Source organism: Staphylococcus sp. IVB6214 (genome assembly GCF_025558585.1).
Lineage (GTDB): Bacteria > Bacillota > Bacilli > Staphylococcales > Staphylococcaceae > Staphylococcus.
This window is the reverse complement of the sequence record NZ_CP094723.1, coordinates 998601-1011973: the sequence shown is the minus strand read 5'-3', so window position 1 is coordinate 1011973 and position 13373 is coordinate 998601. Positions and strand designations below refer to the sequence as shown.

General features: G+C 35.6%; 9 protein-coding genes and 1 pseudogene. 3 read left to right on the top strand and 7 right to left on the bottom strand.

Features of this window, described 5'->3' with window-relative positions; genetic code table 11:
- Nucleotides 1-16 precede the first annotated feature (16 nt).
- Nucleotides 17-3176 (bottom strand): annotated as a pseudogene (gene cas9 / locus MUA51_RS10820) (type II CRISPR RNA-guided endonuclease Cas9).
- Between the two features lie 995 nt (nucleotides 3177-4171).
- Here cas9 and MUA51_RS04870 point away from each other — a divergent pair.
- On the top strand, nucleotides 4172-4540 hold the full coding sequence (locus tag MUA51_RS04870; RefSeq protein WP_262560751.1) for a MerR family transcriptional regulator: 369 nt from the start codon (nucleotides 4172-4174) through the stop codon (nucleotides 4538-4540).
- A gap of 22 nt (nucleotides 4541-4562) precedes the next feature.
- Entirely contained in the window at nucleotides 4563-5903 is a 1341-nt protein-coding gene (gene glnA / locus MUA51_RS04865) for a type I glutamate--ammonia ligase (protein ID WP_262560749.1), read from the top strand.
- A 191-nt stretch (nucleotides 5904-6094) separates the two neighbouring features.
- Here glnA and MUA51_RS04860 read toward each other — a convergent pair whose 3' ends face one another.
- Both MUA51_RS04860 and hflX read right to left on the bottom strand, forming a co-directional pair.
- Nucleotides 6095-7339, bottom strand: coding sequence for a methionine gamma-lyase family protein (locus MUA51_RS04860; protein WP_262560748.1), 1245 nt, complete (start codon nucleotides 7337-7339; stop codon nucleotides 6095-6097).
- 7 nt (nucleotides 7340-7346) lie between these two features.
- Nucleotides 7347-8585, bottom strand: a complete 1239-nt coding sequence (hflX, locus tag MUA51_RS04855; RefSeq protein WP_262560747.1) for a GTPase HflX — start codon at nucleotides 8583-8585, stop codon at nucleotides 7347-7349.
- A 108-nt stretch (nucleotides 8586-8693) separates the two neighbouring features.
- On the opposite strand from hflX, the gene MUA51_RS04850 reads away from it, so the two are divergent.
- A complete protein-coding gene (locus tag MUA51_RS04850; protein ID WP_262560746.1) occupies nucleotides 8694-9167 on the top strand; it encodes a glutathione peroxidase in 474 nt (157 codons plus the stop codon).
- 230 nt (nucleotides 9168-9397) lie between these two features.
- Here MUA51_RS04850 and hfq read toward each other — a convergent pair whose 3' ends face one another.
- From hfq to MUA51_RS04830, 4 genes are all read right to left on the bottom strand, one after another.
- Nucleotides 9398-9601 carry an RNA chaperone Hfq gene (hfq, locus tag MUA51_RS04845; protein WP_095116474.1) on the bottom strand — a complete coding sequence of 68 codons (204 nt, stop codon included), beginning with the start codon at nucleotides 9599-9601 and terminating at the stop codon, nucleotides 9398-9400.
- 1 nt (nucleotide 9602) lies between these two features.
- Nucleotides 9603-10550: a tRNA (adenosine(37)-N6)-dimethylallyltransferase MiaA gene (gene miaA, locus MUA51_RS04840; protein WP_262560745.1), complete on the bottom strand. Its 948-nt coding sequence runs from the start codon at nucleotides 10548-10550 to the stop codon at nucleotides 9603-9605.
- A 5-nt stretch (nucleotides 10551-10555) separates the two neighbouring features.
- Complete coding sequence (locus tag MUA51_RS04835; RefSeq protein ID WP_481906527.1) at nucleotides 10556-11488, bottom strand: alpha/beta hydrolase; 933 nt, start codon at nucleotides 11486-11488, stop codon at nucleotides 10556-10558.
- 134 nt (nucleotides 11489-11622) lie between these two features.
- Entirely contained in the window at nucleotides 11623-13293 is a 1671-nt protein-coding gene (locus tag MUA51_RS04830) for a glycerol-3-phosphate dehydrogenase/oxidase (protein ID WP_262560743.1), read from the bottom strand.
- Nucleotides 13294-13373: the final 80 nt, after the last annotated feature.

Sequence of the window (13373 nt, the reverse complement as noted above, 5' to 3'; positions counted from 1 at the left end):
CGCCATCCCATAGCACTTATCCTTTTTTAAATACAAGCTGTGGTGTTTTTGGTCTTTGTTGCTTGTACATATTTCCTAAAATATCAGTGTGGTATTTTTCAATGCTAGTTACTTTTTTACCAATAGTTAGTAATAAACGTCCAGATTCTTTTACATTGTTACTCTTAACATAATCTGTTTGTCTAATATGAATTTTATCAACTTCAATCCGGTTAGTTTTATTATTATTCACACCAATAACTCTATATCTATCTCCATTAATTGCAATAATATCATTTGTATAGAAACTCCCAATAAAAATATCATTTTCAAAAATTTTCTTTTCTTTTTTCAGATGATTATAATATGTTTGGTCAATTACATAATAATTTTTTTTATTTTCCAAATCAATATATGGAATACTAATCATTTTAAAGCCCTTTTCGCCCTTATAGATATCAAATCTAAAAGAACTTTTTGAAAGCTGAACCACTTTATTTTTAGTTGAATTATAATTTTTAGTTATATCTAAATGCTCACCCAATCTATCGCCGTAATATTTCAACTTGTGAACAGCTGGACCATTGTCTTTTTTAGCATATTTTGTTAAATAGTGCCCTGTTTCTTCATAATATTTTGCGAGTGGATTTTTCTCATTACTATATTGATCCATAATAGTAGCTAGTTTTTTAAAAGTTTGTAGATCGTGATGATACATTAAAAAGTTTTCTGGATTCTTATTATAAAGTTTTTTCACTTTGTCATTAGACTTATCATATAGATTTTTCAATGTATTAATCACATATGTTTCATCATTCTTTGTTCTTGTTGAATATATAGTGTCATTTATTAATTGACGATTTGGTTTTTTATCTACACGATGTGAAAATTTAGTGATATTATAACTTTTTATATCTTCTATTTGATTGTATCCACCAAATACTTCTTCATACTGATCTTCACTTTTCACCTCTGAAGTGTTTTCTGCAACAGCCAATTCCGATACATCTTTAAGTTCTTTTAATAATTTATGTTCTTTAAAAAGGAAATCTGCTTTTGCGATGATAAGGGCATCTTCTGCATGATGTTTATATCCTTCATTTCGATTTTTCTTAAAGCGCCATCTTTTACGTAAAAAGTCAGTAAAGCTACCATTGATGGTCTTCACCTTCACATCAAGATTATTAATACTGAAATAAGCTTTTAACAACGTTGTCAGTTCTCTTGTCGTGTAACGTGTATCTACAAGATTTCTATTGACAAACTCTTTTTAAATATCGTATTTATTGATATTTCTTTCTTCCAGTAGATATTCTCGTTTTTTCTTACTCATCCTATCTTTATTCTTTGCAAGGTTTAACACATGTTGCTTAAATTCTGCATATCTGATATCTGCATCGGATGATGTTAAATATTGATATGGTGTACGATTATTCTTTTTTGCGTTTTGATCACTGCGCACCAACACTTTATTATGCATTGAGTCATCAAATGACACTGATCTTGGAATGATATGGTCTACTTCATAATTTTTAGGATTACGTAATAAATCCTCAAGAGGAATGGCTTTTAATGAATATAAACACTTTCCTTCTTGTGCGTCATGTAACCTAATTTTTTGAACAAGCCTTTTTGCATTTTCATTCCCATATTCTTTAATAATTGCTTCAATTCGTTTTCTTGTTTTTTCATTCTTCTTTTGAATGTCGTTTAAATATTTGCGTTGTTCAGCTGAGTTAGACTCTCTTGCTAATTCGATAACAATATCTTTTGGTAAACCATACTTTTTAATAACCGCGTTAACGACACCAATTGCTTGTTTAAAAGATCTTTTAACAACTGGTGATAATATCGCATCTTCAATCATATCAGTTGGAATGCGTTTCAAACCTTCTAGTTCAAACTTTTTAGGACGTATATTTAAGTATGTAAAAATTTCCATTTGGTTCATTGGAGAATGCCATAATTCCTCAATAATCATATTCATACATTTAAGTGATAAACGATGCGTACCTGTATAACCAGTAAACTCAGCAATTGCATGCTTATCACTTTCACTTAGTAAGTGATCCAGTTGTCCGAGTTCTTCAATAATAGAATCTTTATCTTGATAGATCGTTAGAATCTCAGCTATTTGATCCATTAAAGAAATATCTTCTAAAATTGACTGATCCTTTACAACATTTTTTAAGTCATGAAATAATTTAAAGCTTGTAAACTGCGGTTTTCCTGACTTAGTAATACGATATCCAGAAATATCAATTTCATCTACACCAATTTCTTTGGCAATTTGTTTTAATGATGGATTTTTCTTTTGTTTAAATACATTTTCAATAATATGATACTTTTCAAAATACTCTAGTTTGTTATTTTCATCTCTTGAAATCATTAAATTATTCAGGTCATTAAGCGCATTATATAAGTCAGCTGTATATGCATATTTAACACTTCGCAATTCTTCTGGAAAATAGGTACAACGTCCCATCATAAGTTGATACCATTTTTTTTACATCAGCATCCCAACCATATGGACTTCCTTTTCCTGGCCCTTCGAAATATTCACGACGCGTTTCTACTAGTGTTATATATTTATTTATAAAATCATCATCAATCTCTGAATGAAATTGTTTTTGCGTATCTAAAAGTTTTTTGACTTCGCGAATAATATCCTTAGTATGAAATCTATTTTCCACACCACGAACTTTTCCTTCAGTATCTAAACGCTCTTTTTGAAGCTCACATACATATCGATTTTCAAGTACTTTGGCATTTTTATTAAGCTGATCTTTAGTTGATAAACTATCTGAAGACGAATCATCATCACTCATTGCAATATTAATATTATGAATTCCACGACGTTTAGCAATATGTAATAAAGCTACTGCAAGTTCATCTTTAGATAATGCTTCAGTTAAACCTTTGACTCTTATATCATATGGCTTATTATTAACTGGTTGTTCTTCTGAAATGATTTTATATTCTGACAATAAATCTTTAATACGCTCTAAACGATGTATACGTCTTCTCTTCAAACGCCTAGCACCACGTTTTGCTCGACGCCCTAAGTTGTTATCTGCATTTGCTTCAGGAAATAAACGTACACCTGCGTCTATAATTTTTTGAGTCTCAAAATCGATTAATCCATAGCCTACTGAGCCAATCCCAATATCAAGACCTAATATGTATGGTTGTGACATCATATAACCTCCTAATTCAATATACAACTTTATTATAAATGAGTTGAATGCGTTTTCAAATATAATATTTTCCTGCCCTGAAATAGATTGTTAACTCTATATTCTAGAAAGAAAAAAATCCCATCTAAAAAATAGATGGGATAAACACGACATATAGTCTTGTTTTAGTAGGTTCTGTAATTTTTAGGTATAAGTATAGGCCGTCGCCTATACTTATACCTTACCAACTCATTAACAAATCGTCAATGTTTTCTTTAATAATTCTGAATATATTTTTAATGATGGTAAATAGTTCCATACATAAAATTAAGCATTAAACAACTTAGCTTCAATACACATGAATAAAAATCATTACACTCATACCTAAAATTACAGAGTACTAAAACTGGGTTTATGAACTATTTCGTAGATTTCATGTTTCACTTATACCTAAAATTACAGAGTACTAAAACGCCATTTTTAATGACTCTGCGAAGTAGTCTGTTTCACTTATACCTAAAATTACAGAGTACTAAAACCTCTAGCATCATTATAACGCACCTTTTTTATTAATTCAGCTTTAATTTATAGTAAATTCATAGAAATTTATCTACATTACTATAAATATGTAGTATTAATAGATTAAAACAATCAATACCGTTACGGATAAAATCTTATAATCAATTTAAAAATGGTTAGAAGGTGGATTTTATAATAACAAATAAAAATCGAGACATGTAGCACCTATACTATTTCGTGTTTATTATTAAGGCTTCTCTCTCCTTCTCTTTTTAAAGTATAGCTTAGCTGGTTGTAACATTGCTTTTGATAATAATGGAACATCATCTTACTGAGACGGTGGCGTTTTTGTGTATACAAATAATATTTCACACCTGAATGAAAGCGTATAGCATTTGAATTTTAGATTTCATGTCAGGTTTTCTAACATATTTTTGAAATGCAGAAAATTTTGTGCTAATGTTAAAACAGTTCAAAAGTTCAAGGAGATGGCGTAGATGAGCAATGATACAATTCGGCGTAATATGCCAGTCTTTCCGATGCGTGTTGTCAGTCAGTTGACGGAACTGTCACCAAGACAGATTCGTTACTATGAAACACATGAACTAATTCACCCCTTTCGTACAGAAGGCAGTAAACGGCTCTTTTCGTTAAATGATGTAGAGATATTACTATCTATTAAACATTTATTGGAAAAAGGGTTTAATATGAAAGGGATTAAGCAAATTATGTTAGCAGAAGAAAGCGAAGTATTAAATGATGAAGAAGAGCGTCTAAGAAAACAAATGATTGTGGATACGACGCAAAAACCGCAACATGAATCCATTCCACTCAATCGTGGTGACTTATCGCGCTTTTTTAAATAATTTTACTGGGGGACAGAACGCAATGACAAAGCAAAAGTTTACGAAGGATGACATTAGAAAGTTCGCAAAAGAAGAAGATGTACGTTATTTACGATTACAATTTACAGACATCCTTGGAACAATCAAAAATGTTGAAGTGCCTGTGAGACAATTGGAGAAAGTATTAGACAATGAGATGATGTTTGATGGTTCTTCTATTGAAGGATTTGTCCGCATTGAAGAATCAGACATGTACCTATATCCAGACTTAGACACTTGGGTAATCTTCCCATGGACAGAAGGTAAAGGCAAAGTTGCTCGTTTAATCTGTGATGTATACACAACAGAACATAAACCATTCTCTGGTGACCCACGTAGTAACTTGAAGCGCGTCTTGAAAGAAATGGAAGAACTTGGCTTTACAGACTTTAACTTAGGGCCTGAGCCAGAATTCTTCTTGTTCAAACTTGATGAAAAAGGCGAACCAACAATGGAATTGAACGATCATGGTGGATACTTTGACCTAGCACCAACAGATTTAGGTGAAAACTGCCGTCGTGATATCGTACTTGAACTTGAAGATATGGGCTTTGATGTTGAAGCATCTCACCACGAAGTTGCGCCAGGACAACATGAGATTGACTTCAAATATGCAGATGCTATCACAGCTTGTGACAACATCCAAACATTCAAACTTGTCGTAAAAACAATTGCTCGTAAGCACAACTTACATGCAACATTTATGCCAAAACCATTATTCGGTGTAAACGGTAGCGGTATGCACTTTAACGTGTCATTATTCAAAGGGAAAGAAAATGCTTTCTACGACGAAAATGGTGAAATGCAATTAACGAAAGATGCATATCACTTTATTGCAGGTTGTATGAAAAATGCACGTGGCTACACAGCAGTATGTAACCCACTTGTGAACTCATACAAACGTTTAGTCCCAGGATACGAAGCACCTAGTTATATTGCTTGGAGTGGTAAAAACCGTTCACCATTAGTTCGTGTTCCAACTTCACGTGGCTTGTCAACACGTGTTGAGATTCGTTCAGTCGATCCAGCAGCCAACCCATACATGGCACTTGCTGTTATTTTACAAGCTGGTTTAGACGGTATTAAAAATAAATTAGAAGTGCCAAAACCAGTAAACCAAAACATCTATGAAATGAACCGTGAAGAACGTGAAGCGGTTGGTATTGAAGATTTACCATCAACACTTTACACAGCATTAAAAGCAATGCGTGAAAATGAAGTAGTAAAAGATGCGTTAGGTGAACATATCTATAACCAATTCATCAACTCAAAATCAATTGAGTGGGATTATTACCGTACGCAAGTTTCTAAATGGGAAATCGAGCAATATATGAAGCAGTATTAATACTTTAAACCCTTGAGACTCTATGTCTTGAGGGTTTTAATTTATTGTTGAATCTGCACTATTGATCTCAGTGATGTGTTAAAAACATCTAAATCTTTGATATATTATTCAACATCGGTACATTTTTCAATCAATTTTGTCACTAATAATCACAAAAACGCCACCTTTTCACAAAGATGGCGTTCTTTCATTTATATCGTGATTAGCCCTGCATTCAACATTTTTTCTACGGCACGTGTCACTGCAATTTTCACGTGTTCATACGTTAATCCACCTTGTACATAGACTTCATATGGCGCACGTATTGGGCCATCTGCAGTAAGCTCGATAGAAGCACCTTGAATAAATGTACCTGCTGCCATGATCACATCATCTTCATATCCCGGCATGTAGCTAGGTTCTGGGTTAAAATGGGCATTGACAGGCGACGCTGCTTGGATACTCTGACAAAACTGAATCATCTGATCAGCATTATCAAAAGAGACTGTTTGAATTAAGTCTGTTCGTTGTGCATCATAACTCGGAGTTGTTTTCATATTGCAACGTTCTAATAACAAACTTGTAAATAAGGCGCCCTTCAAACTTTGACTTACAACATGTGGGCTCATAAAGAAGCCTTGATACATTTCATGTAAAGCGTTGAGTGATGCACCTGCTTCTTTACCAATACCTGGTGCAGTTAAACGATAGCCACAACGTTCAACCAAATCTTTACGTCCAGCAATATATCCCCCTATTTTTGCTAGACCGCCACCTGGATTTTTGATCAGTGAACCTGCAATGATATCCGCCCCTACTTCGATTGGTTCACGTGTTTCAACGAACTCACCGTAACAGTTATCTACAAATACAATCATCTCTGGATAAGCTGATTTGATTTCGGCAATAGCTGTTTCAATTTCTCCAACTGTAATCGACGGACGTTGATCATAGCCTTTTGATCGTTGGATTGCAATCACTTTTGTTTTAGGAGTTATCGCTTCAACAACCGCTTTCACATCAATTGTTCCTTGATTTAGCGGTACTTCTTGATAGTCAATGCCATATTCTTTTAGGCTTTCAACACCTGATCCATTTACACCAATTACTTCAAGCAACGTATCATAGGGACTGCCTGTGATATACATCAATGCATCCCCCGGTTTCAACAAGCTTTGAAGCGCCACCGTAATAGCATGTGTTCCAGAAATGATTTGTGGACGGACTAATGCATCTTCTGCTTTGAAGGTCTCTGCATAAACCGCTTCAAGGTGATCACGTCCAAAGTCATCATAACCATATCCTGTTGATCCTAACAAATCAGTTTCAGTAATTTTGACATGGTGAAATGCATCAAGTACTTTTGTTTGATTGTGGTAAGCAAGTTGCTCAATTTCTTTAAAGTATGGTACCAAAGTTTGTTCTACTTCTTCAATAATATGTGATAACTCTTTCATTTTTTCGCTACTTTCTATATTTTTTATATCCTTCAATTTTATATACATTTGCTTGTTCATCAAATGCAAGATATGTGACCAACGTCTGTTGCTTCAAGTCATACAATCGTTTTGCATCATGACTTGGTACTTCTAATCGATAGTATGTCATCTGTTCTTTCATTTGTGCGATTAAAATCGACTTAACTTTTTCAATATCATCATCATTTTTAGAAGAGACAAATACCATTGGTTTATTCGTTATTGGACGTGTCCCTGTATGTAGGTCTCGTTTGTTAAACAGCACAATTTGTGGGATATTGTCCATGTTCAACGTTTTAATCAAGTCATTCACCGTATCGTACTGTGCTTTATAGTCAGGATGACTTGCATCGACTACATGAAGTAACATATCAGCACGTTTGGCTTCTTCTAACGTTGATTTGAATGCTTCTATCAATGTCGTTGGCAGTTTTTGAATAAATCCAACTGTATCTGAAATCACAACTTCAAACCCGTCATTCAACTTCAATTGTCTTGTTTTTGGATCGAGCGTCGCAAATAATTGATCTTTTTCGTAAGTGCCTGCTTCTGTAAGTGTGTTAAACCAAGATGATTTGCCTGCATTTGTATAACCGACTAAGGCAATTTGAAAGACATCGTGTTGATCACGCTTTTGTCGGTAACGTTCACGATGTGCGGATACTTCTGACAATTTACGACGAATTTCTGTCATGCGTGTACGAATATGTCGACGATCCGTTTCCAACTTCGTCTCACCCGGACCTCTCGTTCCGATTCCACCACCGAGTCGAGACAAGCTTTTACCGTGCCCCATCAGACGTGGCAACAAGTAGTCCAATTGCGCATATTCCACTTGTAGCTGACCTTCTCGACTCTTCGCTCTTAACGCAAAAATCTCCAAAATCAGCTGTGTTCGGTCAATAATTTTAATGTTCAGTCTATCATTCAAGTTTTTAGACTGTGCCGTTGTAAGTTCATCATTTGTGATCAACACATCAATATCATGAAAATCAATATAATCTTCAATTTCTTGCAGTTTCCCTTTACCAACGTAATAGCGTTGATCAACGAAATTTTTACGCTGTGAAAAATGACCTTTCACGTCAAGCTCACATGTATTTGCCAATGCATCTAACTCTTGCATCGTGCTTTCAAAGTTGTATTCTGACTGGTAGAGATCTACCCCGATTAATACTGCTTTTTCTTGTATTTTTTCGGTTGAAATCGATTTTTGTTTTTGCATGCGTATCACCATTAATTATTAGACATAGTACACATCATTGTATCACAGTGTGCGTATTAAGACTATCCTACTGGAATGTGCTATATTTATAGTAAAGGAGTGGTAGATATGAGTTTATATGATATCGAAGTAACAAAAACAGATGGTACCACTTATCCTCTTTCACAATATAAGGGTGATGTTTTACTTATTGTGAATACTGCGAGTGAATGTGGATTCACATCTCAATTTGGTGGCTTAGAAGAACTATACCAAACGTACAAAGATCAAGGCTTTACCGTTTTAGGCTTTCCATGTAATCAATTTGGCAAACAGGAACCAGGCATAGGTCAAGAAGCAGAAACAAACTGCAAGTTGAATTATGGTGTCACGTTCACTATGCATGAAAAGATTGATGTAAATGGTGAAAATGCACATCCATTATTCGAACACTTGAAAAAACAACAATCAGGTATTCTTGGAGAAAATATTAAATGGAATTTCACAAAGTTCTTAATCGACCGTAATGGTGAAGTTGTCCATCGCTATTCTCCACAAAAAACACCTGAAAAATTAAAAAGTGATATTGAAAAGATATTATAATGGACACGATAAGCAAGTGATCCAACAGTCAATGTATTCTGTTAGGAGTGCTTGTTTTTTTGTTGCTGACTGAAAAGAGCATCACGCAATGGCGTGATGCTCTTCAATATGACATTTTTCATACTCACTTCAAATCATGATTTGAAGATGTGTGATGTGTTATCAGCGACATGGTCATTGTATTTTACACATGTCACGATTTTATGCTGTGATTCCTGCTCACCAGGTGTCTACGCCCCTTCTACAAACGTACTGATCGCATGTTTATAAATGATATGGTGTCGATCTTGTGAGTAAAAGTCAATGACATACTTATCGTAGTCATATAATGTGCCACGTAATTGGAAACCATTCGTCAAAAAGACTGTCAGCTCCTTCTCCTCATTCTTGAAAGTTTCAAGGTACTCATCTTGAATGTTTCTTTTCTCAACCATTTTAAAATCTCCTTTTGTTTATTTGGGTTGTGAGCTCAGATAACATTGAAGTAAGTGACATCTTCTCTCTATCTAACCAATGAACATCTAATTTGTTTTTGAACCAGGTCATCTGCCTTTTTGCATAGTTGCGTGAATGTTGCTTCAGCTGTTCAGTTGCAGTTTGAACATCCATATCTTCTGTTATTACAGGAATCATTTCTTTATATCCTATCGCTTGCATACTTTGACACGATATATACCCTTGATCAATCAGTTCTTGCACTTCATCCAATAAACCTTGAGACAACATGATATCGACGCGTTTATTTATTCTTTGATATAATGTTTCGCGCGACATTTCTATCCCTGCTATTAATGTATCATAATTTTCTGTTAACTGGGTACTTTTCTTGCGATTACTCATAAGTTTTTTTGTTTTATAGTAATATGCAATGGCTCGTTCGACTCTTTGACGATTGTTTGGGTGAATGGCTTGTTGAGATTCTGGATCAAAAGTTCCTAAATAGTCATGCAATGCTTCATTTGAATACGATGATAATGCTGCCATTTTATCCGCAACAATTTGCGCTTGTTCAGGCGTAACTGCTTCATCATCAAATTGATAGTCGTATAAAACAGATTGTATATATAAACCTGTTCCGCCTGCAATAATCGGCACTTTGCCACGAGCTGTAATCTCTTCAATTAATGGCTTCACACGTTTTTGAAAGTCAAAGGCAGAGAAGGTCTCATTCGGTTCTAAAATATCAATCAAATGATGTGGGATATCTGACATTTCTTCTTCAGTAATTTTTGCTGTTCCAATATCCATGCCTTTATATACTTGCATCGAATCGCCACTGATCACTTCGCCATCGATTGCTTTCGCCAATTCGATACTTAATGCAGTTTTACCACTTGCCGTTGGTCCGACAATGACAACGACGAAAGGTTTTTCTTCACTCATTCAATTCACTCACTTCTCGTTTTTTGTATAATTTGACGACTCATCCACTCAAGCATATGTTTCCATACCGTTTCATAATCTTGATCGAATAAGACTTCATGTCGTTTATGTGGATACAACTGAACCGTAATATGCTGAATACCACCCTTTTCAAATTGTTTGGCAAGTCGACGAATCCCTTTGCCATTCTCACCAAACGGATCATCTTTTCCTGAAACTAACAAGACTGGCATATATGGATCCATCTCTTGAATGTGTTTTAGTTCTCCAGTCTTCATCATCGCTTTAGTAACACTGTATACGAGTTGATTCGACACATTAAATCCGGCATACGTATCTGCGATGAACTTGTCGACTTCATGTGTATCTGTACTCAACCAATCACTTGGTGTTCGTGGCGGTTTGAACTGATTATTAAAACGTCCAGTAACAAGATGGTTGACCCAATCCATTCGTCTTTTGCCACCAAATACAAGCGTCACAAGCTTTAACAAGCCGACCGCAGGATAACCTTGCCATTTCGTATAATAACCTGTTCCACTCAAAATAAGTCCTTGAAAAGAATCGGGATAGGTTTGTGCATATTGACGTGCAATGATGGAACCCATTGAATGGCCTAAAACAATGCATGGAAGATGTGCATCGAAGTCTCCACGTAACGTTGTTTGTACTTCATAAGCATCTTTCACGACTTGTTCCATTGAGTCATAATGTCCTCGAATGCCTTCGATATCTTTGCCATGACCTCGATGATTATGTCGGATCACATGATAACCACGATCATTAAACTTCTCAACAAGTGCTGTATATCGATCCATATGTTCTGCCATACCATGAAAAATATGAACAATGCCAACTGCATCTCGGCTGGTACGATCAAGTTTTGTTTCCAACATCACACCATCTGACATCGTCATCTTCATTGATTCATGTTTCACCATTTTCCGTACTCCTTTCGCTTATGTTGTTACTTCTACTTTACCATATTGTAGGGTTTGACGGGAGTCTGATGGACTTCCAAACAAAAACCATCCGTCTGGAAATTACCAAACGGATGGTTTCAATATAAGTTCTATGCTTCGGCAGGTTGATGTTGTCCGAAACGTGCTTCATCGATTGCTTTTTCAAGTTCTGCTTTGTAGCTTGCTTTCGTTGCTTCATCATAACCGACTAAGTCAGCAAGACCATCTACAACGATATCTTTATAGCGAATTACAGCATCGATGTTGAAGTAAATATCTCCCGTACGACGAACGAAGAAGTCTGTTGGTTTCACGACTAATTCATGTTGAACACCATAAACAAGTTCAACATAGAGTGCTAATGGTAAGCCTGTATTTTGATGTTGTGCCATATGTGCAATTTCAAAGAGTGTATCTACGTTAGAACCGTAACGACGTGCAAAGAATTCAGCGTCTTCTGCGTCTATGTTGAACTTGCGTGCTGCTTCAACTTTTTCTTGAACGAAGTTTTCGAAGTTTGCACTGCCGCCTACGTCACCACCAGAAATAGTAATGTGTTTCGTATTCACATCTTTGAATTGATCACCATATTCTTGTTTCAATCTTTTTTCAACTAGATCCATAATGTCTGCAGCCATATGACGATAACCCGTCAACTTACCACCTGCGATTGTTAAAAGACCTGACTTCCCTTCCCAAACTTCATCTTTACGTGAAATTTCAGATGGATCCTTGCCTTCTTCAAGAATAAGCGGACGAATACCTGCCCAAGTTGATTCGATGTCATTATCTGACACATTCACTGTTGGGAACATGTAGTTAATCGCATCGATGAGATAGTCACGGTCTTCTTGATTCACTTGTGGATTTGCTTTGTCATTGTCATAGAACGTATCTGTTGTACCAACGTATGCTTTGCCATCACGTGGAATTGCGAAGATCATACGACCGTCATTTTCTGTGTCGAAATAAACCGCTTGTTGTAATGGGAATTTTGATTGATCAATAACAACGTGAACCCCTTTTGTAAGGCGTAATTGTTTGTTGTTTTTAGAGTAATCTGCACGACGCACTTCGTCTACCCATGGACCTGTCGCATTAACAACTTTTTTCGCATGGATTTCAAATGTTTCATTTTCTAATAAATCAGTGACTGCAACGCCTGATACTTTTGATTTATCGTTATATAAGAAGTTGGTTACTTTCGCATAGTTAATAATATCTGCACCTTGTTCAGCTGCTTTTTTCATAACTTCAATTGTTAAGCGGGCATCATCAGTACGGTATTCAACGTAGTAACCGCCACCTTTTAAGCCTTCTTGTTTCACTAATGGTTCTTTATCCATTGTTTCTTGTTTGCTTAACATTTTTTTACGTTCTGATTTTTTAACACCTGCAAGGCGATCATACATTCCTAATCCGATAGATGTTGAGAATTTACCGAAAGTACCACCTTTATGCATTGGTAACAACATCCATTCTGGTGTTGTTACATGTGGACCGTTTTCATATACGATCGCACGTTCTTTCCCTGTTTCTGCCACAACGCCCACTTGTAGTTGTTTCAAGTAACGCAAACCACCGTGTACAAGTTTTGTTGAACGAGAACTTGTTCCTTGTGCGAAGTCTTGCATTTCAACAAGTGCAACTTTCATGCCACGTGCTGATGCGTCAAGCGCGATACCTGCCCCTGTAATACCTCCACCGACTACGACAACATCATACACACCTTGTTTCATATTTTCTTTCACTGAATGACGTTTTACTGTTGATAAACTCATCTATAACTACCTCCTATTTTTACTAAAAAAAGAGAGACTCCTCCTACGACTTATTTTAAAGTTGTACGAAAAATCTCTCC

Coding starts and splice junctions, on each gene's coding strand:
- MUA51_RS04870 (WP_262560751.1), top strand. CDS start 4,172: ATGAGCAATGATACAATTCGGCGTAATATGCCAGTCTTTCCGATGCGT.
- glnA (WP_262560749.1), top strand. CDS start 4,563: ATGACAAAGCAAAAGTTTACGAAGGATGACATTAGAAAGTTCGCAAAA.
- MUA51_RS04860 (WP_262560748.1), bottom strand. CDS start 7,339: ATGAAAGAGTTATCACATATTATTGAAGAAGTAGAACAAACTTTGGTA.
- hflX (WP_262560747.1), bottom strand. CDS start 8,585: ATGCAAAAACAAAAATCGATTTCAACCGAAAAAATACAAGAAAAAGCA.
- MUA51_RS04850 (WP_262560746.1), top strand. CDS start 8,694: ATGAGTTTATATGATATCGAAGTAACAAAAACAGATGGTACCACTTAT.
- hfq (WP_095116474.1), bottom strand. CDS start 9,601: ATGGTTGAGAAAAGAAACATTCAAGATGAGTACCTTGAAACTTTCAAG.
- miaA (WP_262560745.1), bottom strand. CDS start 10,550: ATGAGTGAAGAAAAACCTTTCGTCGTTGTCATTGTCGGACCAACGGCA.
- MUA51_RS04830 (WP_262560743.1), bottom strand. CDS start 13,293: ATGAGTTTATCAACAGTAAAACGTCATTCAGTGAAAGAAAATATGAAA.